This is a genomic window from Klebsiella sp. BDA134-6 (genome assembly GCF_015601345.1).
GTDB classification, from domain to species: Bacteria; Pseudomonadota; Gammaproteobacteria; order Enterobacterales; family Enterobacteriaceae; genus Klebsiella; species Klebsiella grimontii.
Window position 1 is genome coordinate 198,483 of the sequence record NZ_CP064784.1, and the last position, 26,269, is coordinate 224,751.

Annotated in this window: 23 protein-coding genes and 1 pseudogene; 16 read left to right on the plus strand and 8 right to left on the minus strand. The window is 57.4% G+C overall.

All coding sequences use genetic code 11. The features are described 5' to 3' along the window. Positions 1-15 precede the first annotated feature (15 nt). The 3 genes from IYV58_RS00915 to IYV58_RS00925 all read right to left on the minus strand — a co-directional run bounded on the left by IYV58_RS00915 (position 16) and on the right by IYV58_RS00925 (position 5,212). Positions 16-1,599 carry an MFS transporter gene (locus IYV58_RS00915; RefSeq protein ID WP_142467947.1) on the minus strand — a complete coding sequence of 528 codons (1,584 nt, stop codon included), beginning with the start codon at positions 1,597-1,599 and terminating at the stop codon, positions 16-18. An 86-nt stretch (positions 1,600-1,685) separates the two neighbouring features. Next, positions 1,686-3,362: an MFS transporter gene (locus IYV58_RS00920; RefSeq protein WP_142471191.1), complete on the minus strand. Its 1,677-nt coding sequence runs from the start codon at positions 3,360-3,362 to the stop codon at positions 1,686-1,688. Between the two features lie 203 nt (positions 3,363-3,565). Further along, a complete protein-coding gene (locus IYV58_RS00925) occupies positions 3,566-5,212 on the minus strand; it encodes an amidohydrolase (RefSeq protein ID WP_142481468.1) in 1,647 nt (548 codons plus the stop codon). 132 nt (positions 5,213-5,344) lie between these two features. Here IYV58_RS00925 and IYV58_RS00930 point away from each other — a divergent pair, with 132 nt between their 5' ends. The 9 genes from IYV58_RS00930 to corA all read left to right on the plus strand — a co-directional run bounded on the left by IYV58_RS00930 (position 5,345) and on the right by corA (position 13,888). Then, positions 5,345-6,820, plus strand: a complete 1,476-nt coding sequence (locus IYV58_RS00930) for a MocR-like pyridoxine biosynthesis transcription factor PdxR (RefSeq protein ID WP_032741999.1) — start codon at positions 5,345-5,347, stop codon at positions 6,818-6,820. Positions 6,821-6,969: 149 nt separating this feature from the next. Next, positions 6,970-7,173, plus strand: a complete 204-nt coding sequence (gene lptM / locus IYV58_RS00935; RefSeq protein ID WP_024360622.1) for an LPS translocon maturation chaperone LptM — start codon at positions 6,970-6,972, stop codon at positions 7,171-7,173. A gap of 25 nt (positions 7,174-7,198) precedes the next feature. Next, positions 7,199-8,023 (plus strand): diaminopimelate epimerase, encoded by an 825-nt coding sequence (gene dapF / locus IYV58_RS00940; RefSeq protein ID WP_004127458.1) that lies wholly within the window; start codon positions 7,199-7,201, stop codon positions 8,021-8,023. Then, positions 8,020-8,727, plus strand: coding sequence for a DUF484 domain-containing protein (locus IYV58_RS00945; protein WP_004127460.1), 708 nt, complete (start codon positions 8,020-8,022; stop codon positions 8,725-8,727). Before dapF ends, IYV58_RS00945 begins: the two co-directional genes overlap by 4 nt. After that, positions 8,724-9,626 carry a tyrosine recombinase XerC gene (gene xerC, locus IYV58_RS00950; RefSeq protein ID WP_195729372.1) on the plus strand — a complete coding sequence of 301 codons (903 nt, stop codon included), beginning with the start codon at positions 8,724-8,726 and terminating at the stop codon, positions 9,624-9,626. Before IYV58_RS00945 ends, xerC begins: the two co-directional genes overlap by 4 nt. Then, positions 9,626-10,342, plus strand: coding sequence for a 5-amino-6-(5-phospho-D-ribitylamino)uracil phosphatase YigB (gene yigB / locus IYV58_RS00955; protein WP_004127464.1), 717 nt, complete (start codon positions 9,626-9,628; stop codon positions 10,340-10,342). Before xerC ends, yigB begins: the two co-directional genes overlap by 1 nt. A gap of 77 nt (positions 10,343-10,419) precedes the next feature. After that, a complete protein-coding gene (gene uvrD / locus IYV58_RS00960) occupies positions 10,420-12,582 on the plus strand; it encodes a DNA helicase II (RefSeq protein ID WP_004127467.1) in 2,163 nt (720 codons plus the stop codon). Between the two features lie 148 nt (positions 12,583-12,730). Next, positions 12,731-12,787: a YsgD/CorL family protein gene (ysgD, locus tag IYV58_RS28550; protein ID WP_349817343.1), complete on the plus strand. Its 57-nt coding sequence runs from the start codon at positions 12,731-12,733 to the stop codon at positions 12,785-12,787. Between the two features lie 150 nt (positions 12,788-12,937). Beyond that, positions 12,938-13,888 (plus strand): magnesium/cobalt transporter CorA, encoded by a 951-nt coding sequence (corA, locus tag IYV58_RS00965; protein ID WP_004097564.1) that lies wholly within the window; start codon positions 12,938-12,940, stop codon positions 13,886-13,888. Between the two features lie 41 nt (positions 13,889-13,929). Here corA and rarD read toward each other — a convergent pair whose 3' ends face one another. Together rarD and yigI are read right to left on the minus strand one after the other, a co-directional pair. Further along, positions 13,930-14,823, minus strand: coding sequence for an EamA family transporter RarD (gene rarD, locus IYV58_RS00970; protein WP_004127471.1), 894 nt, complete (start codon positions 14,821-14,823; stop codon positions 13,930-13,932). Positions 14,824-14,872: 49 nt separating this feature from the next. Further along, the gene (gene yigI / locus IYV58_RS00975; protein ID WP_004097567.1) at positions 14,873-15,337 is read right to left on the minus strand and encodes an acyl-CoA thioesterase YigI; all 465 of its coding nucleotides are present in this window, start codon (positions 15,335-15,337) and stop codon (positions 14,873-14,875) included. Positions 15,338-15,492: 155 nt separating this feature from the next. On the opposite strand from yigI, the gene pldA reads away from it, so the two are divergent. The 3 genes from pldA to rhtC all read left to right on the plus strand — a co-directional run bounded on the left by pldA (position 15,493) and on the right by rhtC (position 18,944). Further along, the gene (gene pldA / locus IYV58_RS00980) at positions 15,493-16,365 is read left to right on the plus strand and encodes a phospholipase A (protein ID WP_049114613.1); all 873 of its coding nucleotides are present in this window, start codon (positions 15,493-15,495) and stop codon (positions 16,363-16,365) included. 67 nt (positions 16,366-16,432) lie between these two features. Next, on the plus strand, positions 16,433-18,259 hold the full coding sequence (gene recQ / locus IYV58_RS00985) for an ATP-dependent DNA helicase RecQ (RefSeq protein WP_004127477.1): 1,827 nt from the start codon (positions 16,433-16,435) through the stop codon (positions 18,257-18,259). Positions 18,260-18,320: 61 nt separating this feature from the next. Then, positions 18,321-18,944, plus strand: a complete 624-nt coding sequence (gene rhtC, locus IYV58_RS00990; RefSeq protein ID WP_004127480.1) for a threonine export protein RhtC — start codon at positions 18,321-18,323, stop codon at positions 18,942-18,944. A 42-nt stretch (positions 18,945-18,986) separates the two neighbouring features. Here the strand turns inward: rhtC and IYV58_RS28505 are convergent. Together IYV58_RS28505 and rhtB are read right to left on the minus strand one after the other, a co-directional pair. Continuing rightward, positions 18,987-19,179, minus strand: a pseudogene (locus IYV58_RS28505) (ISNCY family transposase); the annotation flags it as partial. A 24-nt stretch (positions 19,180-19,203) separates the two neighbouring features. After that, the gene (gene rhtB, locus IYV58_RS00995) at positions 19,204-19,824 is read right to left on the minus strand and encodes a homoserine/homoserine lactone efflux protein (protein WP_004127485.1); all 621 of its coding nucleotides are present in this window, start codon (positions 19,822-19,824) and stop codon (positions 19,204-19,206) included. A 109-nt stretch (positions 19,825-19,933) separates the two neighbouring features. On the opposite strand from rhtB, the gene pldB reads away from it, so the two are divergent. The 3 genes from pldB to IYV58_RS01010 all read left to right on the plus strand — a co-directional run bounded on the left by pldB (position 19,934) and on the right by IYV58_RS01010 (position 22,758). Further along, positions 19,934-20,926: a lysophospholipase L2 gene (gene pldB / locus IYV58_RS01000; RefSeq protein WP_004127488.1), complete on the plus strand. Its 993-nt coding sequence runs from the start codon at positions 19,934-19,936 to the stop codon at positions 20,924-20,926. A 43-nt stretch (positions 20,927-20,969) separates the two neighbouring features. Continuing rightward, on the plus strand, positions 20,970-21,770 hold the full coding sequence (yigL, locus tag IYV58_RS01005) for a sugar/pyridoxal phosphate phosphatase YigL (protein WP_004127491.1): 801 nt from the start codon (positions 20,970-20,972) through the stop codon (positions 21,768-21,770). 88 nt (positions 21,771-21,858) lie between these two features. Further along, positions 21,859-22,758 carry a carboxylate/amino acid/amine transporter gene (locus tag IYV58_RS01010; protein ID WP_004127495.1) on the plus strand — a complete coding sequence of 300 codons (900 nt, stop codon included), beginning with the start codon at positions 21,859-21,861 and terminating at the stop codon, positions 22,756-22,758. On the opposite strand, the gene metR is transcribed toward IYV58_RS01010, so the two are convergent. Beyond that, positions 22,646-23,599, minus strand: coding sequence for an HTH-type transcriptional regulator MetR (gene metR, locus IYV58_RS01015; RefSeq protein ID WP_004127498.1), 954 nt, complete (start codon positions 23,597-23,599; stop codon positions 22,646-22,648). The two genes, IYV58_RS01010 and metR, sit on opposite strands and share 113 nt — an antisense overlap. 231 nt (positions 23,600-23,830) lie before the next feature. On the opposite strand from metR, the gene metE reads away from it, so the two are divergent. Further along, the gene (gene metE / locus IYV58_RS01020; RefSeq protein ID WP_142445073.1) at positions 23,831-26,092 is read left to right on the plus strand and encodes a 5-methyltetrahydropteroyltriglutamate--homocysteine S-methyltransferase; all 2,262 of its coding nucleotides are present in this window, start codon (positions 23,831-23,833) and stop codon (positions 26,090-26,092) included. Positions 26,093-26,269: the final 177 nt, after the last annotated feature.

Sequence of the window (26,269 nt, forward strand, 5' to 3'; positions counted from 1 at the left end):
GCAGTATAGCGCAATCTACGATGACTTCGGCAGATGGCGAAGGCGGATAAGCAGTAGAGACGTCACGATGGCCATCGCCAGCAGCCCATAGCGCGCGCTTTCCATCCGGCTCTGTTGATAATGCTGCAGAATGCTATAAATATCATCGGTCGCCAGGCTTTGTGTCTGGATAAGCTGATGAAAAGTTCGATCGCTCGTCCACGGGATAAACGTGAGATGGCCGATGGCCTGTCGGGCGGCCAGGCTGATTGCCACATCGTGCTGTACCTGATATTTCATCATGAAGGTCAATACCGTTAGCATGACGGTACTGATTAACGCCATTCCTAATGCTTGCCCGATATCGCGCGAGGCGGCCTGAACGCCGCCGGACTGTTCGGCGTGCCGATTCCCTGCGCCCGTGGTGACCAGTATCGGGGCATTGGTCGCGATGGTGCCCATCCCCGCGCCGATTAAACAGAGCCCTGACGCCATCAGTACAGGGGTAAATCCCGTCACGTGCAGCGCCGCGGCGGCAACCAGAGCGCCGGCGATTCCCGCAGCCAGCCCCATCTGGCACTGGCGGCGAGGGTTTCGCTGCTGAATGAGCAGCGGTAAACCCAGAGAACAGGCGGCGAGACAGATCGCAAAAGGGAGTATCAGCAGCCCTGTTTCCATCGCCGATACGCTTTTAACAATCTGCACAAAACTCACCACGGTAAAAATAGCCGAACTGTAGGCAAAAAATATCCAACCCGTGAGATAGAGCCCGTGGCGCACCAGGCGGGTTTTCAGGAAAACCGCGGGCAGCAGAGCGTGGCCGGTGGCGGCTTCAAAATGACGTTCCCAGCGCAGCATCATCACCAGCACAATCAGGCCGCACAGGATGACAAAAGGGGCGGGGCTCAGGCCGAGAATGCTCACTGCGGCGTCGAAAGGCATAATCAGTCCCCAGACCGGGATGCGCAGAATGCCGAAAATGGTCAGAAACAGCCCCAGGGTGCCTAACAGGAAACCCGGGGTATCGAAGGGGATAGCGGCGCGTTTGTTTTCTGATGCCGGGATGATGACAGAACAGATGAGAATAAGCAGCGCCAGCAGGCCCAGCGAGGCAAACGCGATGCGCCAGCCGACGTGGTCCAGTAAATATCCGCATAGAATGGGCCCGCAGGCGAATGAAATGCCGCTGGAGGCGCCAAGCGCGCCAAAAGCGGCAACCCGTCGTCGCTGCTGATACAGGGCAGAGATCAGGCCAAAAACGGCGGGGATCATCAGGCTACCGCCTATCCCGGCGGTCAGACGCGCGCCCCAGGTGAAGAGCGTGATCGATGGCGAAAAAAAGGCGCAGATTTCGGCGAGGATAAAAATCAGGCATCCGATGCGAAACAGCATCCGCCAACCCCAGATGCACCCCAGCATTCCGCCCGCCACCATAAACGTGCCCGCAATCAACGGATACATGGTATTCGCCGTACTGACCTGTCCAAGCGTCGCGTGCAGGTCGTTCATTAGCGCCTGCGTGGCGATACTCAACGTCACGTTATCGGCGGAGGCCAGAAACTGTGCGCAGCACAAGACAATCAAAGGTAACCAGTTTGTCGGTGTAGGGTTGGTGGTCACAGATTGTTCCTTTTTGATAGAAACGACAAAACGCGCCCTTCCTCGCGGGAGGGGCGCGTTATTGTTAGTTATCTTTTGATCTTAACTCAGATTTTCGACTTCTTAGCACGCGGTTCTTCTCCTGCTGCGTCGTCAGACCCTTTGGCGCGGACGGGGAGATTGCGCGTCCCGAATAAAAACAGCAGCGTCATGACCGCGGTGGCGACCATGCCCGCTCGCGTAGCTTTCAGGCGGGCGGTTTTATAGACCTGGTTGAGTTCCGTCACATCCTTTTGATTCACGCCTTGATCCAGCATTAGCTTTGAGAAGCCGGTATCGCTGAGATAAGGAATGACGGAGATATTCGCCACTTTTTGCTGTGTATCCTGGCTCAGCGAAGCGTCGTGGCTCGCCATATCCTGCACTGTCATGGTGATCGCCGTCAGCATCACCATACCGCAAACCGCCACGCCGATTGCCTGGCCGACGTTACGCGAAGTCGCCTGCACGCCGCCCGACTGCTGTGCATCGCGCGCCGGCAGGGCGCTGGTAACAATATAGCTGGAATAGGCGGAAACGATGCCCATACTGACGCCAATCAGACACATCCCTACCGGCACGATCATGCTGAAATCAGACGGGCCGAAGCCGAAGATGCACAACACGGAGCCCAGCGTGCCGATGAGCAGCGCGCTCTGGCACATCCGTTTCGGATTCGCGTTTTTCCAGACGATCGGCAGCCCCAGCGAAAAGACCACGACGCCCAGCGCAAACGGCAGAATGAGCAGGCCGGTTTCAATACCGTTCAGTCCGGCAACTACCTGCACGAAGCTCACGGTCACGAAAATACCGGAACCGTAGGCGAGGAAGATAAACGCCGTCAGATAGAGACCGTTACGCACCTGCGGCGTTGCGAGGAACGACAGCGGGATCAGCGCGCTGCCGGTGGTGGCTTCGCGATGGCGCTCCCACTTCAGCATAATCGCCAGCACGATCAGACCAAACAGGACGAGGAACGGCGCCGGGCTAAGGCCCATAACGGTGAACGGCGCGTTAAACGGCGTAAACAGACCCCAGCTTGATACTTTCAGGAAGCCGAGGATCACGCTGAACAGGCCGATGACGGTCAGGACGACGCCGGGCAGATCGAACACCACTTTGCGTTCAGGTTTTGCCGGCGTAGGGACCAGGAAGGAGCCGCTGAAGATGACGATGCACAGGCCGGCGATAGCGGCAAACGCGGCGCGCCAGCCGAGGTGGTCAACCAGCAGGCCGCAAATCAACGGGCCGGCGGCGAAGGAGACGCCGCTAGCTGCGCCGATAGCGCCAAAGGCGATCGCCTGCTGGCGGCCTTTGTAGTTACTGGCGATAAGCCCCAGCACCGACGGGATCATAAAGCTTCCGCCAATACCGGAAAGCAGACGGGCGCCGTAGGTGAAGACCAGCATGTTCGGTGAGAAATAAGCGGTCAGTTCGGCGAGAAACAGCAGCGCGCAGCCGATGCGGAAGGTTTTCTTCCAGCCCACGATAAGCCCGGCCATTCCGGCGGCGACCATCAGAGACCCCGCGGCCAGCGAGTACATCGCGTTGGCGATGCTGATGAGATCCATTGAGGCGTGCAGGTCGCTGACCAACGCGCCGGTAGCGATGCTCAGCGTGGCATTATCGCCGGATGTCGAGAGCTGGGCGAGGCACAGTACCAGAAGCGGCAACCATTTCATCGCCGTATCGGCGGCCGCGTTGCGCGACATGCCGAGAGAGTTAATTACTGAATTTGTCGTCATGATAGTGTTCTGTGGTTAATTTCAGGCAATCTACACATCATCCTTCAAGCTGCCTCTGTGTTGGCTGCCTGCGTTTACCCCAGTCACTTACTGTCGTAAGCGCCAGGGGACTCTCTAAGTGCCGCCTTGATGCAACGTGAATGATTTTGTGTAATAGCTATCCGCCCGACGACGACGCCGGGTGGATAATGTTCGCAACAGGATTACTGGATTTGCTGTTTCTTACCGCCCAGCACGGTGCCCCAGACATTCACATCTTTGAGCTGAATCGGCTCGATGGCCTGCGGATCCTCTTCCAGCACGGTGAAGTCGGCGTATTTACCGCATTCGATGCTGCCGATCAGATGATCCATTTTCATGGTCCACGCTGCGCCGAGTGTCATCGCGTGCAGTGCTTGATCGACGGAGATTTTCTCCGCTTCGCCCAGCACGCGCCCGGATGCCGTCAGACGGTTAACCGCGCACCAGCCGGTGAACAGCGGGTTGATGGGGGTGATACCGCAATCGCTGTGGAAGGCGAAAGGAATACCGTGACGCACTGCGCTGCCGCAGGCATCCATACGCATCGCGCGCTCCGGGCCCATGGTTTTGCTGTAGTGCTGATCGCCCCAGTAATAGACGTGATTGCTGAAAAAGTTCACGCACATCCCCATTTCTTTGATGCGTTTGAACTGGTCTTCACGCAGCATTTGCGCGTGCTGCATTACCGCGCGGTGGTTAACTGCCGGAATACGATTCAGGGTTTTCTCGACGGCTTTAATGAACGCTTCCGAAGCCTCGTCGCCGTTACAGTGGCAGTGAACCTGGTAGCCGCGGGACATAATGTCGTAGACCTGCTGCTCCACCTCTTCCGGTGTAGCGTTCCACGCGCCGTTGTGACCATCGAGATAATAGAAGGGCTCCAGCATTCTTCCTGAACCGCCCTGGATAGAACCATCGAGGAAGATTTTCATCGGGCCGAAGTGCATTTTTTCGTGCCCGTGACGCATCACGTCCGGCGCGAAATCCAGCGCTTCCTGGAAGGGTTTCTTCACGAACGGAGGACCGTAGGCTACCAGCAGGCGAATCGGGAAATCCTCTTCACGGGTCATGCGGATGTAGTTGGTCATCAGCTCGGGGTTGCTGAAATCGGTCAGGCCCATATCGGCAGCGCTGGTACAGCCTGCGCGAAACGCTTCCTGGCCAAAATTGGCGATGGCGATTTCGGTGGTGAGCTCGTCCCAGAAACCATATTTATTCAGGATTGGCCCCATGGCGGCGAATTCCACCAGCTCACCGTGCAGCGTACCGTCCTGATTTTTCACCACCCCTTCAATCTGGCAGTCGTCAAATATTCCGCAGTCGTGCAGCGCGGCGGTATTGGCGCCCATCAGGTGAATGCTCATATGGATAACGGCGACCGGACGGGTGGTTGAGACACGGTCCAGATGTTCGCGTCCCAGCTTTTCGCTGCCGAAATAAATAGGATCGACGCCCCATGCGATCAGCGGCGCGTGTGGATCGGTCATCTCACGTTCAACCGCCTGCAGCGCGCTGACGACGTCGTCGAATGAGCGGCAGCCTTGCCAGATTTTACCGGTATGGTCCGGGCGATCGTAGTAACCCACATAGGGGAACTGCCACATGCCGCCGCCGGTGACGTGGGAGTGGGCTTCAATCAGGCCGGGCATTAACACTTTGTCGGCAAAGGTCTCGTCCAGCTGGTATTCGCCGAAGCCAGTGAGTTCTTCAAGCGTGCCGGTACCTAAAATACGGTCGCCGCGCACCGCGACATGGGTGGTTTCCGGGCGGTTCGGACACATCGTAATGATTTTTTTTGCGGCAAAAATCGTGATTTCTGATGCTGACATAGTAGGCTCAATCATTCAGGGTTCAGAGAGCGATGAAAGGCATCGCTTTCATCATGAGTATTAATGCGCCTATGCTAATTGTCATATTGGATGTATAACAGGACCAAAAACCAACGATATTAAGGTGCCAATTTGTCGGTTGCTCTGCCTTTTGATTTAACGGGAATAAAGCTGGATGCTGGCAGAAAGCGTAGCGAGCAGCTTTATCGCGCCCTGAGAGAGAAGATGATGAATACGCCCGGTCTTCACGGGGCAAAGCTACCCGCGACCCGTGAGCTGGCGCGGCTGCTGGGGGTGTCTCGCAATACGGTAGTTTCGGTCTACGAGCGCTTATATGCCGACGATTTGATTGAAACCCGCCAGGGCGACGGCACCTATATACGTTACCGCGGGCAGGAGGTTGAAGAAGGCCCTGAAGTGCCTGAATTTCCTGCCTTACGCGTAGACTCGCGCCTGCCGCTGACGGCGCGGTTTAATCGCCATTTTGTTCACGACGGCCCGCCGAAGGCTTTTCGCATCGGCATGCCCGCGATTGACCATTTCCCGTTTGATACCTGGTCGCGTTTGCAAAACCGCTTCTGGCGGCGGCGACCCATCGCGCAAATGGGCTACGGCGTACCGGCGGGAGATCTACAGCTGCGCGAGCTTATCGCCAGCTATCTGCACACCTCGCGCGGCCTGAAGTGCGACCCGGCCCAGGTGATTATTACCCTTGGCGCACAGCAGGCGATTATGCTGTGTTCCGCGCTGCTGCTGCGCGCCGGGCAGGACGTCATTATGGAAAACCCCTGCCACTGGGCAGCGGCGGGCGTATTCTCCTGCCTTGGTTTGAATATTAAAGCGATTAACGTTGATGATGAGGGGCTTCAGGCGGCGCAGTTGACGGATTATCCCGACGCCAGGATGGTCTACGTAAGCCCGTCATGCCAGTACCCGACGGGCGCGACGCTGTCGCTATCGCGGCGGATGGCGCTGCTGGAGTGGGCCAGAAAGCATCAGGCGTGGATTATGGAGGATGATTACGACGGCGAGTATCGCTATAACGGTACGCCGCTGATGCCGCTCGCCGCGCTGGATAACCGCCATCGGGTGATTTATATCGGTTCGTTTTCCAAAGTGATGTATCCCGCGCTACGCCTGGGCTACATGGTGGTTCCGCAACCGCTGGTGGAACCGCTGAACCTGCTGCGCACGCTATCCACCCGCCAGCCGCCAATGAACGACCAGCAGGTGATGGCGAGCTTTATTTCGGAAGGCCATTTCCAGCCCCATATCCGCCGAATGCGCAGAATCAGTAAAAGCCGCCGCGACCTGCTGCTGGCCGAGTGGAATCAGCATCTGAGCCATATTGGCGTGATGCCGGAAGTCGCCTCGGGACTACATGCGGCGATTACGCTGGAGGATGCTGAAACTGAAAACCGTCTCGTTAGCCAGGCCCTGGCGGCAGGTGTTGAAATTACCCCGCTGAGCGCGCTGTGGATCCCCGGTACGCCTGAAAGCCGCCATCATTACGGCGTGGTGCTGGGATTTGCCGGCGTAATGGAAGCGGATATTGTGCAGTCGATACAGGTGTTAAAGAAATGCTGGAAGCGAGCTCCGCTAAAATGAATCACCAGAGCATATCCATCAACGCTTTTGCGCGGTAACTCTGGTGGAACGGCGCTTTTCTGATTTCATAAAGCTGTCCTAAACGCTTGCTTTTACGCCTTCTCCTGCGATGATAGAAAGCAGAAAGAATGAATTACGGGCAACTATCCATGAAAAACGTTTTCCCAGCGCTTGCCGTTTTATTAGCGGTCCTCAGCCTGACCGGCTGTGGTCTGAAAGGGCCGCTTTATTTCCCTCCAGCGGATAAAACGGCGCCTCCGCCGACTAAACCGGTTGATAGCGGTATCCAGAGCTCTACGCCGGATCGTAACGATCGCGGCGATAGCGGTGGTCCGACCCAGGTGAATTACTGACAGTTCCGCGCTGCTGGAGTAGATGATGCAGTTCTCTAAGATGCATGGCCTTGGCAATGACTTTATGGTCGTTGACGCGGTAACTCAGAATGTTTTTTTCTCCCCGGAACTGATTCGCCGTCTGGCGGATCGGCATCTTGGTGTGGGCTTCGATCAGCTGCTGGTGGTTGAGCCGCCCTACGATCCAGAGCTCGATTTCCACTATCGCATCTTCAATGCAGACGGTAGCGAAGTGGCGCAATGCGGCAATGGCGCGCGCTGTTTCGCCCGCTTTGTGCGCCTGAAAGGCCTGACCAATAAACGTGACATCCGCGTGAGTACGTCAAATGGCCGTATGGTATTAAGCGTGACGGAAGACGATTTGGTGCGCGTGAATATGGGCGAGCCGAACTTCGAACCGTCGCAGGTGCCGTTTCGCGCGAACAAAGCGGAAAAGACCTATATCATGCGCGCCGCCGAACAGACAGTATTGTGCGGCGTGGTATCGATGGGTAATCCGCACTGCGTTATTCAGGTCGATGATGTGGAAACCGCGACGGTGGAAACGCTCGGTCCGGTGATGGAAAACCACGAGCGCTTCCCGGAGCGAGCGAACATCGGCTTTATGCAGGTGGTCAGCCGCTCCCATATTCGTCTGCGCGTGTATGAACGCGGCGCGGGTGAAACGCAGGCCTGCGGCAGCGGCGCCTGTGCGGCGGCGGCAGTAGGTATCCAGCAGGGTTTACTGGGCGAGGAGGTCCGCGTGGAATTACCCGGCGGGCGTCTTGATATCGCCTGGAAAGGTCCGGGCCAACCGCTGTATATGACTGGCCCGGCGGCACATGTCTATGACGGATTTATTCATTTATGAAACAAGTCGGGGAAGAACAGCAGGAACTCGCCAGCGAGCTGAACGATCGCGCAGTGGTGGACTATCTGTTGCAACATCCTGAATTCTTTATTCGTAATGCGGCGCTGGTGGAGCACATGTCGGTTCCGCATCCGGTACGTGGTTCGGTCTCGCTGGTGGAATGGCATATGGCGCGGGCGCGGAATCATATCAACGTGCTGGAAGAGAATATGTCGCTGCTGATGGCCCAGGCGACGGCGAACGAAAGCCTGTTTCAGCGCCTGTTTGATCTCCAAACGCGGCTGGCGGCGGCCGATAGCCTTGATGAAATGCTCAACCGCTTTCATCGCTGGGCGCGCGAGCTGGGGCTGGCGGGCGCGACGGTGCGCCTGTTTCCCGACAGCTGGCGGCTCGGAGCGCCCTCTAAATTCACCCATCTGGCGATAAGCCGTCAGGCGTTTGAGCCCATACGCATCCAGCGGCTTGGCCAGCAGCGCCACTATCTTGGCCCATTGAACGGTCCGGAACTGCTGGTGGTGCTGCCGGAAGCAAAAGCCGTGGGTTCGGTGGCGATGTCGCTGCTGGGGGGAGATGAAGCGCCCGGCGTGATGCTGTTCAGCAGTCGCGACCCTCAGCACTATCAACAAGGCCAGGGAACGCAGCTTTTGCAGGAAATTGCGTCGATGCTCCCGGGATTGCTGGAGCGCTGGATCGAGCGCGCATGACCGCCTCACCGCTGTTGCCTTCCGTAGAGCGCTTTTTACGCTATCTCGGCGTCGAGCGTCAGTTGAGTCCAATAACGCTGCTGAACTACCGCCGTCAGCTGGAGACGCTTATCGCGCTGGCGGAAAACGCCGGGCTGAAAAGCTGGCAGCAATGCGATGCCGCCCAGGTCCGTAACCTAGCGGTACGCAGCCGTCGTCAGGGACTGGGTTCAGCCAGCCTGGCTTTACGCCTCTCCGCCTTACGCAGCTTCTTTGACTGGCTGGTGAGCCAAGGCGAACTGGCGGCCAATCCGGCAAAGGGGATTTCGGCGCCGAAAACACCGCGCCATTTACCGAAAAATATCGACGTCGACGACGTTAACCGGCTGCTGGATATTGATCTTAACGATCCGCTGGCGGTACGCGACAGGGCGATGCTGGAAGTGATGTACGGCGCGGGGCTGCGTCTCTCGGAGCTGGTGAATCTCGACATTAAGCACCTCGATCTGGAATCCGGCGAGGTGTGGGTGATGGGCAAAGGCAGCAAAGAGCGCCGCCTGCCGATTGGCCGCAACGCGGTGGTGTGGATTGAGCACTGGCTCGACCTGCGCGGCCTGTTCGGCGCTGATGAAGACGCCCTGTTCTTATCGAAACTGGGCAAGCGAATTTCCGCGCGTAACGTGCAAAAGCGCTTTGCCGAATGGGGCATTAAGCAGGGCCTCAACAGCCACGTGCATCCGCATAAGCTGCGCCACTCCTTCGCGACCCATATGCTGGAGTCGAGCGGCGATCTGCGCGGGGTGCAGGAGCTGCTGGGTCATGCGAATCTGTCCACCACTCAAATTTATACCCATCTTGATTTTCAACACCTTGCGTCGGTGTACGATGCGGCGCATCCGCGCGCCAAACGGGGGAAATAATGCGTTTTTACCGACCTCTTGGCCAGATTTCAGCACTGACATTTGACCTGGACGATACCCTTTATGACAACCGCCCGGTGATTGACCGAACGCTGCATGAGTCGCTGAGTTTTGTGCGCAGCTACCATCCGTCGCTGAGTCAATTTGACGCCAGCGAACTCAACCGGCTGCGCCAGACGCTGCTGGCCTCAGAGCCGGAAATTTACCACGATGTCACCGAGTGGCGCCGCCGCGCGCTGGAGCTGGGGATGATCAACGCCGGGCTTTCTGCGGCGCTGGCGAAAACGGGGGCGGATGAAGCGATGGCCAACTTCGCCCACTGGCGCAGCCTGATCGACGTCCCGCAAGAGACGCACGATACGCTGGCGAAGCTGGCGGAAAAATGGCCGCTGGTGGCCATTACCAACGGCAATGCCCGGCCGGAACTTTTTGGCCTGAGCGACTACTTCCGTTTCGTGCTGCGCGCCGGTCCGGACGGGCGTTCTAAACCTTTTGCCGATATGTATCATCTGGCGGCAGAGCGGTTGGCGCTGCCGCTGGCGCAGATTCTGCACGTTGGTGACGATCTGACGACCGACGTGGCGGGCTCCATTCGCTGCGGCATGCAGGCCTGTTGGATCAAACCGCAGGGCGCAGACCTGATGCGCACCGCCGACAGCCGTCTGCTGCCGCACATCGAAATTTCACGGTTGGCATCTCTGACCTCGCTGATATAATCGTCAGTAGTTCTGTATAAATTAACAGTAGCCCGGTGAACTGAACGTTGCCGGGCGTCTCATTTCCGGCGGTGCCAATGGACGTTTCTTACCTGCTCGACAGCCTTAATGACAAACAGCGTGAAGCCGTTGCGGCATCACGTACGAATATGCTGGTTCTGGCAGGAGCGGGCAGCGGTAAGACGCGCGTGCTGGTACACCGCATCGCCTGGCTGCTGAGCGTTGAGAACTGTTCCCCTTACTCCATTATGGCGGTGACCTTTACCAACAAAGCGGCGGCGGAGATGCGCCATCGTATTGGCCAACTGATGGGCACCACCCAGGGCGGTATGTGGGTCGGTACTTTCCACGGCCTGGCGCACCGGCTGCTACGCGCCCATCACCTTGACGCCAACCTGCCGCAGGACTTCCAGATCCTCGACAGCGAAGACCAGCTGCGTCTGCTTAAGCGTTTGATTAAGGCAATGAACCTCGATGAGAAGCAGTGGCCGCCGCGTCAGGCGATGTGGTACATCAACGGCCAGAAAGACGAAGGCCTGCGCCCGCACCATATTCAGAGCTACGGTAACCCGGTGGAGCAGACCTGGCAGAAGGTGTATCAGGCCTATCAGGAAGCCTGCGATCGCGCGGGACTGGTGGATTTCGCCGAGCTGCTGCTGCGCGCGCACGAACTGTGGCTGAATAAGCCGCATATCCTGCAGCACTACCGCGAGCGCTTTACCAATATCCTGGTTGACGAATTCCAGGATACCAACAACATTCAGTACGCGTGGATCCGCCTGCTGGCGGGGGATACCGGCAAGGTGATGATCGTCGGCGATGACGATCAGTCGATCTACGGCTGGCGCGGCGCGCAGGTAGAGAACATCCAGCGCTTCCTCAACGATTTCCCCGGCGCGGAAACTATTCGCCTCGAGCAGAACTATCGTTCGACCAGCAATATCCTCAGCGCGGCCAACGCCCTGATTGAGAACAACAGCGGGCGGCTGGGTAAAAAATTGTGGACCGACGGCGCCGACGGCGAGCCGATTTCGCTTTACTGCGCGTTTAACGATCTTGATGAGGCGCGTTTTGTCGTCAACCGTATCAAAACCTGGCAAGAAAACGGCGGGGCGCTGGAGCAGTGCGCGATTCTGTATCGCAGCAACGCCCAGTCGCGCGTGCTGGAAGAGGCGCTGCTGCAGGCCAGCATGCCGTATCGTATTTATGGCGGCATGCGCTTCTTCGAACGTCAGGAGATTAAAGATGCGCTCTCCTATCTGCGTCTGATCGCCAACCGTAATGACGACGCGGCGTTTGAGCGCGTGGTGAATACCCCGACGCGCGGCATTGGCGATCGCACGCTGGACGTGGTGCGTCAGACCTCGCGCGACCGTCAGCTGACGCTGTGGCAGGCCTGTCGCGAACTGTTAAAAGATAAAGTCCTCGCCGGACGCGCCGCCAGCGCCCTGCAGCGTTTTATGGAGCTTATTGACGCGTTGGCGCAGGAAACCGCCGATATGCCGCTGCACGTGCAGACCGACCGGGTGATTAAAGACTCCGGCCTGCGCATGATGTACGAGCAGGAGAAAGGCGAGAAAGGCCAGACGCGTATTGAAAACTTAGAGGAGCTGGTGACGGCAACGCGTCAGTTCAGCTACAACGAAGAAGATGAAGATCTCATGCCGCTGCAGGCGTTCCTCTCGCACGCGGCGCTGGAGGCTGGAGAAGGACAGGCGGATACCTGGCAGGACGCGGTACAGCTGATGACCCTGCACTCGGCGAAAGGGCTGGAGTTCCCTCAGGTCTTTATCGTTGGGGTGGAAGAGGGGATGTTCCCGAGCCAGATGGCGCTGGATGAGGGCGGCCGCCTGGAAGAAGAACGCCGGCTGGCCTACGTCGGTGTCACCCGCGCGATGCAGAAGCTCACGTTGACCTACGCGGAAACTCGCCGCCTGTATGGCAAAGAGGTGTATCACCGTCCGTCGCGCTTTATCGGCGAGCTGCCGGAGTCGTGCGTAGAAGAGGTACGGCTGCGGGCGACGGTGAGCCGTCCGGTCAGCCATCAGCGGATGGGGACGCCGATGGCGGAAAACGACACCGGCTATAAGCTTGGCCAGCGCGTGCGCCATGCCAAGTTTGGTGAAGGGACGATCGTTAACCTCGAAGGTAGCGGTGAACACAGCCGCCTACAGGTTGCGTTTCAGGGGCAGGGCATCAAATGGCTTGTCGCGGCCTACGCCCGGTTGGAAACAGTGTAACAGTAAGAAAAATATAATAATTTTGTAATATTCTGCTACCTTTATACGTTAAGGAGCTTGATTTGCTCTTTAGCGTTCCGTTGCGTGTTGACGCCGTTTTTGCGCTGGCGTAACATGCGCGCACGATTACGCTAAGAGGACATTCGCCTTGGACACACCCAGTAGATGCTGGCTCAATTTCCTGCCCATCAGGAACAACTCCTAAGGCTATCCTCTTATGCTGATAGCCTTAGCGGTTGTCGGCGACTCGTTCTATTCCCGTCGCTCTGAGTCAGGCTTAATGGTCTGAAACCCAAATTGTTTCTGTGTGCCCACCGAACTGTCCGATAATTTTTTTGCATTGGGAGTCCCGGTCATGCTGAGCGCATTTCAACTGGAAAACAATCGTTTAACGCGTCTTGAAGCCGACGAGATCAAGCACCTCGCCAGTTCGGTGTGGGTCGATCTGGTCGAGCCTGACGACGATGAACGAAGCCGCGTGCAAACGGAATTGGGCCAGAACCTGGCGACGCGCCCGGAGCTGGAGGACATCGAAGCGTCAGCGCGTTTCTTTGAGGATGAAGACGGCCTGCATATCCACTCATTTTTCTTTTTTGAAGATGCTGAGGATCACGCAGGTAACTCTACCGTGGCGTTCACTATCCGCGAAGGGCGTCTGTTCACCCTGCGCGAACGGGAGCTGCCCGCTTTCCGCCTGTATCGCATGCGCGCCCGCAGCCAGTCTATGGTGGACGGCAACGCCTACGAGCTGCTGCTGGACCTGTTCGAAACCAAAATTGAGCAGCTGGCGGATGAAATCGAAAACATCTACAGCGACCTGGAAAAGCTCAGTCGGGTGATCATGGAAGGCCGTCAGGGCGACGACTATGACGAGGCGCTCTCGACGCTGGCGGAGCAGGAAGATATCGGCTGGAAAGTTCGCCTGTGTCTGATGGATACCCAGCGCGCGCTGAACTTCCTCGTGCGTAAAGCCCGTCTGCCGGCAGGCCAGCTTGAGCAGGCGCGTGAGATCCTGCGCGATATCGAATCTCTGCTGCCGCACAACGAATCGCTGTTCCAGAAGGTTAACTTCCTGATGCAGGCGGCGATGGGCTTTATCAACATCGAGCAGAACCGCATCATCAAAATCTTCTCGGTGGTTTCCGTGGTGTTCCTGCCGCCGACGCTGGTGGCATCCAGCTATGGGATGAACTTTGAGTTTATGCCCGAGCTGCACTGGAGCTTTGGCTATCCCGGGGCGATTGTCTTTATGATGCTCGCCGGTCTGGCGCCCTATCTGTACTTTAAACGCAAAAACTGGCTGTAAAAAAAGGAGCTTCGGCTCCTTTTTTGCGTATCAGTTTGGCTCTATGCCCTACGCGTCCGGCGTATTGTGTAAACCGCATCCATCACGAAAATCGCCAGCGCCACCCAGATAAAGGCGAAGGTCACCATTTTATCCGCACCCGGCACTTCGCCGTAGAAGGTTACCGCCAGCAGGAACATCAGCGTCGGGCCGATATACTGGAAAAAGCCCAGCGTGGAGAGGCGCAGACGCGTCGCCGCGCCGGTAAAGCACAGCAGCGGGATGGTGGTCACCACGCCCGCTGCCATCAGCAGCAGGTTCAGCGACCACGGGTTCTGCCCCATATGGCTGGTCGGGCTATCGGCGATGCCAAACAGATATATCGCGGCGACCGGCAGCAGCCAGAGCGTTTCAAACAGCATCCCGGTTTGCGCATCCACGGCGATCTTTTTACGCAGCAGGCCGTAAAAAGCGAAGCTGAAGGCCAGACCTAGGGCGATAATCGGCAGCGAGCCGAAGGTCCAGAGCTGTACCAGCACGCCGCAGGCGGCTAGTAGCACCGCCAGCCACTGCATCCGACGGAAACGCTCCCCGAGGAAGATCATCCCCAGCAGAATGTTCACCAGCGGGTTGATAAAGTAGCCCAGGCTGGCTTCCAGCATATGATGGTTATTCACCGCCCAGATAAACAGCAGCCAGTTACCGCCCACCAGCACGGCAGACAGTGCCAGCAACAGCACCTTTTTCGGTGTTTTCAGCAGTCTTTTGACCTGCGGCCACTGACGGCTGATGCTGATTAGCGCGACCATGAAGAAGAAGGACCAGATCACGCGATGAGTCAGAATTTCATCGGCGGGAACATAATAGATGAGCTTGAAGTACGCCGGCGCGATACCCCAGATAAAATAGGCGGCCAGGGCCAGGAGAACCCCTACCCGCGTTTGTTTAGCGTCCATCGGTACAAATCCATTGCCAAAGAGAGTGATGTTACTCGATTTAGGCCGATCAACCCACCATATACGTCGCTGTGGCGCTGGCGATATACACCTGCTCTTCGTTATGCAGCTCGACGCGGGCTACCGCCACTTTGTTACCGGCGCGCAGCAGGCTGCTGGTGGCGGTAAAGCGTTCCCCGCGGCCTGGACGCAGGTAGTCGACGCGCAGATCGATGGTACCCATTCGCGACAGGCGCTGGCGCAGCTCCTCTTCATTGATGGTGTCGTGCCGGGTGAGCGTGCTGCCGACGCATACCAGTCCCGCAGCGACGTCCAGCGCGGAGGCGATCACGCCGCCATGTAAAATACTCTGCGCCCAGTTGCCGACCATCATCGGCTGGTTGTTGAAACTCAGCTGGGCAAATTCCTTTTCATAGCGCTCCAGCTCCAGTCCTAAGGCACGATTAAACGGCATATGGTAGACGAAGATCTCTCCCACCAGCTTCAGGGCGGCGGCGGCGGTCAGTTCAGACATAACAACATTTCCAAAGGTTAATGAAATGTTGATTTTATGCTTCTAAAATATTGATTTCTACTTTAAGAACGGATAACAGGTCAGATGCCGCATAAATAGGTAGAATGCTGCCTGGGTTAAACAGAAATAATAAATATCCATCCAGGAGAACAGCAATGCGTATCTCTTTGGCCTGCCTGCTGGCGCTTATTGCGCTTCCGGCCGGCGTTCTGGCGCAGGACGCGCCGGTGAATAAACAGGTCCACGACACCCCTGCCGTTCGCGGGAGTATTATCGCCAACCTGTTACAGGATCATGATAATCCGTTCCTGCTCTATCCCTATGAGAGCAACTATTTGCTCTATACGTGGACCAGCGATCTTAACAAAGAAGCGATTCGTAGCTACGACTGGGCCGAGAACGCGCGTAAAGATGAAGTGAAATTCCAGCTCAGCCTGGCGTTTCCGCTGTGGCGGGGGATACTCGGCGAAAACTCGCTGCTGGGCGCTTCGTATACGCAAAAATCCTGGTGGCAGCTCTCCAACAGCAAAGAGTCCGCGCCGTTTCGCGAAACCAACTATGAGCCGCAGCTGTTCCTCGGTTTCGCGACCGATTACTCGTTCGCTGGCTGGACGCTGCGCGACGTTGAGATGGGTTATAACCACGACTCTAACGGCCGTTCCGATCCCACCTCCCGCAGTTGGAACCGCCTCTATACCCGGCTGATGGCGCAAAACGGCAACTGGCTGGTCGAGGTGAAGCCCTGGTACGTGATTGGCAGCACCGACGATAATCCGGATATCACCAAATATATGGGTTATTACCGCCTGAAAGTGGGCTATCAACTGGGCGACGCCATTCTCAGCGCCCAGGGACAATATAACTGGAATACCGGCTACGGCGGTGCCGAGCTCGGGGTGAGCTATCCGATCACCAAACACGTGCGCGTCTATACTCAGGTCTATAGCGGTTATGGCGAGTCGCTCATCGATTATAACTTCAATCAGACCCGCGTCGGCGTCGGGCTGATGCTCAACGATCTGTTTTAATCGTTGCACTCTGGCTCTCAGGCGCTGAAAATAGCGCCTGTTTTCTTTTCAGGCATATGGGGTCAACGTGGCGCAGGCGGAAGTATTGAATCAGGAATCGCTGGCTAAGCAGGTTTTACAAGAGACCTTCGGCTACCAGCAATTTCGCCCGGGCCAGGAAACCATCATTGATACGGCGTTGGCCGGGCGCGATTGCCTGGTGGTGATGCCAACCGGCGGCGGCAAGTCGCTGTGTTATCAGGTTCCGGCGCTGGTACTGGGCGGTCTCACCGTCGTGGTATCGCCGCTTATTTCCTTGATGAAGGACCAGGTCGATCAACTGCTGGCTAACGGCGTGGCGGCGGCGTGCCTGAACTCAACGCAGAGCCGGGAGCAGCAGCAGGACGTGATGGCCGGCTGCCGCAGTGGGCAGATTCGCCTGCTGTATATCGCCCCGGAGCGCCTGATGCTGGACAACTTCCTTGAGCATCTTACGCACTGGAATCTGTCGATGGTGGCGGTAGACGAGGCGCACTGTATATCCCAGTGGGGACACGATTTCCGTCCGGAATATGCCGCGTTAGGGCAGCTGCGCCAGCGGATACCGCACATCCCGTTTATGGCGCTGACCGCCACGGCCGATGACACTACGCGTCGCGACATTGTCCGCCTTCTGGACCTGAACGACCCGCTCATTCAGGTCAGCAGCTTCGACCGTCCCAACATCCGCTATATGCTGATGGAGAAGTTTAAGCCGCTGGATCAGCTGATGCGCTACGTGCAGGACCAGCGCGGTAAGTCGGGCATTATCTACTGCAATAGCCGGTCAAAAGTGGAAGATACCGCCGCTCGCCTGCAAAGCCGCGGCATCAGCGCCGCGGCCTACCACGCCGGGCTGGAAAACCATATCCGCGCCGACGTGCAGGAGAAATTCCAGCGCGACGACCTGCAAATCGTAGTGGCAACGGTGGCCTTCGGTATGGGTATCAACAAACCGAACGTCCGCTTTGTGGTGCATTTCGATATTCCCCGCAATATTGAGTCTTATTACCAGGAGACCGGGCGCGCCGGGCGCGATGGGCTGCCTGCCGAAGCGATGCTGTTTTACGATCCGGCGGATATGGCGTGGCTCAGACGCTGCCTTGAAGAGAAGCCTGCCGGGCCGCTGCAGGACATTGAACGCCATAAGCTCAACGCGATGGGGGCCTTTGCCGAAGCGCAAACCTGCCGCCGTCTGGTGCTGCTCAACTACTTTGGTGAGGGGCGCCAGGAGCCCTGCGGCAACTGCGATATCTGCCTCGACCCGCCGAAACAGTACGACGGCTTAATGGATGCGCGTAAGGCGCTGTCGACGATTTACCGCGTCAACCAACGTTTTGGTATGGGCTATGTCGTGGAAGTGCTGCGCGGCGCTAATAACCAGCGTATTCGCGATATGGGGCACGATAAGCTGCCGGTCTACGGTATCGGGCGCGAACAGAGCCATGAGCATTGGGTCAGCGTTATCCGTCAACTTATTCATTTAGGGCTGGTGACGCAGAATATTGCCCAGCACTCTGCGCTACAGCTTACCGAGGCCGCGCGTCCGGTCCTGCGCGGCGACGTAACGCTACAGCTTGCCGTACCGCGTATTGTGGCGCTGAAGCCGAAAGCGATGCAGAAATCCTTCGGCGGTAATTACGATCGTAAGTTGTTCGCTAAGCTGCGCAAACTGCGTAAAGCGATTGCCGACGAAGAGAATATCCCGCCCTACGTGGTGTTTAACGATGCGACGCTAATTGAAATGGCCGAGCAAACGCCGCTGACGGCCGGTGAGATGCTCAGCGTCAACGGTGTCGGTACGCGTAAGCTTGAGCGCTTTGGTAAAGAGTTTATGGCCCTGATCCGGGCGCACGTGGATGGCGATGATGAGTAGTCAGCCAGACGAAAAAGTGCAAATATAGTTTTCGTCCTGACTATTTTCCTGCGAGTTAATCATGTTGACGCTTTTCTTCACCGTGGCGCTGGTGCATATCATTGCGCTGATGAGTCCTGGCCCGGACTTTTTCTTTGTCTCACAAACCGCTGTTAGCCGCTCCCGCAAAGAGGCGATGATGGGCGTGCTGGGGATCACCTGCGGGGTGATGGTATGGGCGGGCGTAGCCCTGCTCGGCCTGAACCTGATTATCGAGAAGATGGCCTGGCTGCATACCATTATTATGGTCGGCGGCGGACTGTATCTGTGCTGGATGGGCTTCCAGATGCTGCGCGGCGCGCTGAAAAAAAGCGAAGCGGCAGCGGCGGTTGAGCCTCAGGTCGAACTGGCGCGCAGCGGCCGGAGCTTCCTGAAAGGGCTGCTGACTAATCTGGCTAACCCAAAAGCGATTATCTATTTTGGCTCCGTGTTCTCGCTGTTTGTCGGTGACAGCGTCAGTTCCGGCGCGCGCTGGGGGATTTTCCTGCTGATCGTACTGGAGACGCTGGCCTGGTTTATGGTGGTTGCCAGCCTGTTCGCCCTTCCGGGCATGCGCCGCGGCTACCAGCGGATGGCGAAGTGGATCGACGGCATCGCCGGTACGCTATTCGCTGGCTTCGGTATTCATCTGATTATTTCGCGTTAACCCTTCAGCGTCCCGCCCAGGAGATTATGGGCGGGCCGGGTATTAATGACGGAGCTGCTGCAAATCGTCGGACGTGAGGCCGGTCATTTCCATAACCGCAATAGTATCAATGCCCGGCTCGAGCATGGCCTTTGCGACGTTAAGAAGCGCAGCACGTTCGCCCTCTTTTATGCCTTCCTTAATTGCCCTTCTGCATACCTTCCTCAAGCCATTTCTCTGCCAGAGTCATCAGTACGGTAATTTGTTGTTTATCTATACATCAGGCGTGGCGGGCGGAAGCCAGCAGGGCGCCGACCAGCATAAACAGGGAGCCAAAGACCTTGTTTAGCGCTTTCATCTGCTTCGGTCCCTTAATCCACGCGGCAATACGCTGCGCCAGCGTGGCGTAGCCAATCATCACGATAATATCGACCACGATGGTGGTGATGCCGAGCACGAGGTACTGCATCACCTGGGGCTCATTCGGCACGATAAACTGCGGGAACAGCGCGGCGAGGAACACGATGCTTTTCGGGTTGGTCAGATTTACGAAGACCGCGCGTTTAAAGAGTTTGCCGCGGGTCTGCGCTTTCGCCAGGGTGTTAAGATCGATAGAGCCGGCAGCTCGCCATTGCTGAATGCCGAGCCAGATAAGATAAGCGGCGCCCGCCCATTTAAGAATTTCAAAGGCCAACAGCGAACGGGAAAACAGCGTGCCCAGGCCAATACCCACCAGCACAATATGGATGCCGAGCCCGGTCTGTAGACCGGCAATAGAGGCCGCCGCGCCGCGATAGCCATGGTTGATTGAGGTGGTCATGGTATTTATCGCCCCGGAGCCGGGTGACAGGCTGAGAATAATCGATGTCAGCAGATAGGCAAACCACCACTCGAACGTCATGAGAAACTCCCTGATTGTCTGTTTTTATGCCACAATACGCTATTGTGTAAGCATTGTGTGATGCACGACAAAAAAACGATTTTCAGCGGTTATCAGGGGTGTAAGCCCGATGTTTTTGCAGCAAAAGGACTGGGAAACACGAGAAAACGCGTTTGCGGCCTTTACCATGGGGCCACTGACCGATTTCTGGCGTCAGCGGGAAGAGGCTGAATTTACGGGCGTGGATAACGTTCCGGTGCGCTTTGTTCGTTTCTGCGCCAACAGTCATGATCGGGTCGTGGTTATCTGCCCGGGTCGCATTGAAAGCTACGTTAAGTACGCCGAAGTGGCTTACGATCTTTTCCGCAGCGGCTTTGACGTGATGATTATCGATCATCGCGGCCAGGGGCGCTCCGGGCGAATGCTTTCAGACACCCACCGCGGGCACGTCGTTAATTTCAGCGATTACGTCGACGATCTCGCCGCGTTCTGGCAGCAGCAAGTGGCGCCCGGACGCTGGCGAAAGCGGTTTATACTCGCCCACTCCATGGGCGGTGCCATTGCGACGCTATTTTTGCAGCGCTACCAACAGCATTGCGATGCGATGGCGCTCTGCGCGCCGATGTTCGGTATCGTTATGCGCCTGCCTGACTGGATGGTGCGCCATATTCTCGATTGGGCTGAGGGCCATCAGCGCATTCGTGAAGAGTATGCCCTCGGTACCGGCCGCTGGCGCGCGCTGCCCTTTGCGGTCAACGTACTGACGCACAGCCGCCAACGCTATCGCCGCAACCTGCGTTTTTACGCCGATGAGCCGCAGCTACGGGTCGGCGGGCCTACGTTCCACTGGGTGCGCGAGGGGATTCTTGCCGGCGAAGAGGTGCTGGCCGGTGCGGAGAAAGACGTCACGCCAACATTATTGCTCCAGGCGGAAGAAGAGCGGGTGGTCGATAATCGTATGCACGATCGCTACTGTGAACTTCGCGCCGCTGGCGGTCACCCCTGTGAAGGGGATAAGCCGTTTGTCATAGAAGGGGCATACCATGAGATCCTTTTTGAAAAGGACGCCATGCGCTCGGTCGCGCTAAACGCTATCGTCGATTTTTTTGGTCGACACACTTAATCCGGCGAAACGCTCGTCGCCCTGCTTAGAGGTTAAAATTTTTATGTACCAGGTTGTTGCGTCTGATTTAGATGGCACGCTGCTTTCTCCCGATCACTGCCTAACCCCCTACGCCAAAGAGACGCTGAAGCTGCTTACCGCACGCGGTATCAACTTCGTGTTCGCGACCGGCCGCCACTACATCGATGTTGGGCAAATTCGCGATAATCTCGGCATTAAATCCTATATGATCACCTCGAACGGCGCTCGCGTGCACGATAGCGAAGGAAAGCAGATCTTCGCCCACAACCTTGACCGCGATATCGCCGCCGACCTGTTCGAAATGATGCGTAACGATCGGGCGATTGTGACCAACGTCTATCGTGAAGATGAGTGGTATATGAATCGCCATCGTCCGGAAGAGATGCGCTTCTTCAAAGAAGCGGTGTTTAACTACAAGCTGTACGAGCCGGGCGAGCTGGACCCGGAAGGCATCAGCAAAGTCTTTTTCACCTGCGATAAGCATGAGCATTTGCTGCCGCTGGAGCAGGCGATCAACGCCCGCTGGGGCGATCGCGTGAACGTGAGCTTCTCTACCGTCACCTGCCTTGAAGTGATGGCGGGCGGCGTGTCGAAAGGGCATGCGCTGGAGGCGGTGGCGAAAATGCTTGGCTATAGCCTGAAAGAGTGTATCGCCTTCGGCGACGGTATGAACGATGCGGAGATGCTGTCAATGGCGGGCAAGGGCTGCATTATGGCCAACGCGCACCAGCGGCTGAAAGATCTGCACCCTGAGCTGGAAGTGATTGGCAGCAATGTTGATGATGCCGTTCCCCACTACCTGCGTAAACTCTATCTTGACTAAAAAAGATTGACGATTGTTTTTTTAATGAGCAGTTGTCAACCTGTCACTTCGCTACAATGGGTGTTCTTTACTCTACGAGACATTCATTGTGGCGCTACTGATTATCACCACCATTCTGTGGGCCTTTTCCTTTAGCCTCTATGGCGAATACCTGGCAGGCCACGTTGACAGCTATTTTGCGGTGCTGGCGCGCGTTGGCCTGGCGGCGCTGGTGTTTTTGCCCTTCCTGCGCACCCGCGGGCAGAGCCTGACCACTATCGGCCTGTATATGCTGGTAGGAGCGATGCAGCTCGGCATTATGTATATGCTGAGTTTCCAGGCCTATCTGTACCTGACGGTATCTGAGCTTCTGCTGTTTACCGTCCTGACGCCGCTCTACATCACGCTGATTTACGATGTGATGAGCCGCCGTCGCCTGCGCTGGGGCTACGCCTGCAGCGCGCTGCTGGCGGTTATCGGCGCGGGCATCATCCGTTATGACCAGGTGACCAATCATTTCTGGACCGGTCTGATCCTGGTGCAGCTCTCCAACATCAGCTTCGCGATTGGCATGGTGGGCTACAAGCGGCTGATGGAAACGCGTCCGATGCCGCAGCATAATGCCTTCGCCTGGTTCTACATCGGGGCGTTTCTGGTGGCGGTGGTTGCCTGGACGATGCTGGGTAACGCGCAGAAAATGCCGGAAACCTCGCTACAGTGGAGCATTCTGGTGTTTCTTGGCGTGGCGGCATCGGGAATTGGCTACTTTATGTGGAACTACGGCGCCACCCAGGTCGATGCCGGTACGCTCGGCATCATGAACAATATGCACGTGCCCGCCGGGTTGCTGGTGAACCTGGCCATCTGGCAGACGCAGCCACGCTGGCCGAGCTTTATTATTGGCGCTCTGGTGATCCTGGCCTCGCTATGGGTTCATCGACGCTGGGTCGCTCCGCACTCCGCACAAACGGCAAATGGTCGCAAGCGTGATTCCGCGCTGAGCGAATAAACGCTTCGGTGACCGGCTGACGTTGCTCGCCGTCGCGCACCGCGGCGTACAGTCGGCTCCACAGTCCTTCGCCCAGGGTTTTGGTGACCACCAGACCCTGGCGCTCAAAGCTTTCCACTACCCAGTGCGGCAGGGCGGCGATCCCCATCCGCGCCGCCACCATCTGAATTAACAGCAGCGTATTGTCGACGCTTTTCAACTGCGGGCTGATTCCTGCTGGCTGTAAAAAGTGACGCCAGATATCCAGGCGCGCGCGCTGCACCGGGTAAATCAGCAGCATTTCGGTCGCTAAATCCTCAGGCGCAATGCGCATCTTTGCCGCCAGCGGATGGTCCGGCGCCATCACCAGGCGCACTTCGAAATCAAACATCGGTGAATAGTGCAGGCCGCTGCGCGGCAGGATATCTGAGGTCATCACCAGATCCAGCTCGCCCTGCTGCAGGCCCGGCTGCGGATCGAAGATCACCCCGGACTGGAAATCCACTTCCACATGCGGCCAACGGGCGCGAAAACTCTCCAGCGCCGGGGTCAGCCACTGGATACAGCTATGGCATTCGATAGCGATACGCAGCCGGGTTTGCTGCGGCTCATTGCAATCCTGCAGGGCGCGGCTGATTTGCGGCAGTACCTGATTTGCCAGCTGCAGCAGGATCTCTCCCTGCGGCGTAAAGCGTAGCGGCTGGCTTTTACGCACAAACAGACGGAAGCCGAGGCGCTGTTCCAGATCGCTGAACTGGTGGGACAATGCGGATTGGGTCTGGTGCAGGGCCGCCGCCGCCCCTGCCAGAGAACCGCTATTCCGCAACGCCTGGAGCGTTTTCAGGTGTTTAATTTCGATCATGAAAGTCCTTCACTTCGGCATGAATAATTTGCGCTTGAGGAATATACAGTAACTGCCAATTATGGATGTGTAAACATCTGGACGTCTAAATCCTTTATCTTTCGAATTTATGGTGCGTTGGCTGCACTTCCTCACCCCAGTCACTTACTTCAGTAAGCTCCTGGGGATGAGCAAGTTTGCCGCCTTCCCTAAATCCGAAATCTTTCGGATTGCAATTATGAGGCTCAAAAAATGACAATTATTAACCACACCCTCGGTTTCCCTCGCGTTGGCCTGCGTCGCGAGCTGAAGAAAGCGCAAGAAAGCTACTGGGCGGGCAATACCGGCCGCGAAGAACTGCTGGCTGTCGGCCGCGAGCTGCGCGCTCGCCACTGGGCTCAACAGAAGCAGGCCGGCGTTGACCTGCTGCCGGTAGGCGATTTCGCCTGGTACGACCATGTTCTGACCACCAGCCTGCTGCTTGGTAACGTGCCGGCTCGTCATCAGAACAAAGACGGCTCCGTTGATATCGATACCTTGTTCCGCATTGGCCGTGGCCGCGCGCCGACCGGCGAACCGGCTGCGGCGGCGGAAATGACCAAATGGTTTAATACCAACTACCACTACATGGTGCCGGAATTCGTAAAGGGCCAGCGGTTCAAACTGACCTGGACCCAGCTGTTGGATGAAGTGGATGAAGCACTGGCGCTGGGCCACAAGGCGAAACCCGTCCTGCTCGGGCCGGTTACTTACCTGTGGCTCGGTAAGGTTAAAGGCGAGCCGTTCGACCGCCTGAGCCTGCTGAACGATATTCTGCCGGTTTACCAGCAGGTGTTGGCTGAACTGGCAAAACGCGGCATTGAATGGGTGCAGATTGATGAGCCGGCGCTGGTACTGGAACTGCCGCAGGCGTGGCTGGATGCCTTCAAACCGGCTTACGAGGCGCTTAGCGGCGAGGTTAAGCTGCTGCTGACCACCTACTTTGAAGGCATTACCGATAACTTCGATACCATCGCCGCGCTGCCGGTACAGGGTCTGCACGTGGACCTGGTGCACGGCCAGGATGATGTCGCCGAACTGCATAAACGCCTGCCTGCCGACTGGCTGCTCTCTGCCGGACTGATCAACGGCCGCAACGTCTGGCGCGCCGATCTGAGCGAGAAATACGCGAAAATTAAAGCTATCGTCGGTCAACGCGAACTGTGGGTCGCCTCTTCCTGCTCCCTGCTACACTGCCCAATTGATTTGAGCGTGGAAACGCGGCTCGATGCTGAAGTGAAGAGCTGGTTTGCCTTCGCCCTGCAAAAATGTGAGGAGCTGGCGCTGCTGCGAGATGCGCTGAACAGTGGCGATACCACCGCGATTGCTGAATGGAGCGCGCCGATTCAGGCCCGTCGCCACTCAACCCGCGTGCATAACGCGGCGGTGGAGAAGCGTCTGGCGACCATCACCGCTCAGGACAGCCAGCGCCAAAGCGCCTATCAAGTTCGCGCCGCAGCGCAGCGCGCCCGCTTTAAGCTACCTGCCTGGCCGACCACCACGATCGGTTCTTTCCCGCAGACCACCGAGATCCGCGGCCTGCGTCTGGACTTTAAAAAGGGCAACCTGGATGCGAACAACTACCGCACCGGCATCGCCGAACACATCCGTCAGGCGATTATGGAGCAGGAGCGCCTGGGTCTGGACGTGCTGGTACACGGTGAAGCCGAGCGTAACGACATGGTGGAATACTTCGGCGAACACCTGGATGGGTTTATCTTCACTCAGAACGGCTGGGTACAAAGCTATGGTTCCCGCTGCGTCAAACCCCCGGTGGTGATCGGCGATGTCAGCCGTCCGGAGGCGATTACCGTTGAGTGGGCTAAATACGCTCAGTCGCTGACCGATAAACCGGTAAAAGGCATGCTGACCGGTCCGGTGACCATTCTTTGCTGGTCCTTCCCGCGTGAGGACGTCACCCGTGAAACGATTGCGAAGCAGATTGCCCTTGCGCTGCGCGACGAAGTGGCGGACCTGGAAGCCGCTGGTATCGGTATCATCCAGATCGACGAACCAGCGCTGCGCGAAGGTCTGCCTCTGAAGCGTAGCGACTGGGATACGTATCTGGCGTGGGGCGTGGAAGCTTTCCGCATCAACGCGGCGGTAGCGCAAGACGACACGCAAATCCACACCCACATGTGTTACTGCGAGTTCAACGACATCATGGATTCTATCGCCGCGCTGGATGCGGACGTCATTACCATCGAAACTTCGCGCTCCGATATGGAGCTGCTGGAGTCGTTCGAAGCGTTCGACTATCCGAATGAAATCGGGCCGGGCGTGTACGACATTCACTCTCCAAACGTGCCGAGCGTGGAGTGGATCGAAGCGCTGCTGAAGAAAGCCGCGCAGCGTATCCCGGCCGAGCGCCTGTGGGTAAATCCGGACTGCGGCCTGAAAACCCGCGGCTGGCCGGAAACCCTGAGCGCGCTGACCAACATGGTCAAGGCCGCGCAGAACCTGCGCCAGGCATAGTGTAGCCACGCTTTCCGGCTCCCGGATGGCAGCATAATAACCACAGCGCTATTCAGTGCTCTTCCCCCGGTGGCGGCTGACGCCTTACCGGGTCTACGGGGTTACCGCCGTCTGTGGGCAGGTAGCCCGAATAAATGCAGCGCAACCCGGGAAATGTGCTCATCCTGACCACTATCT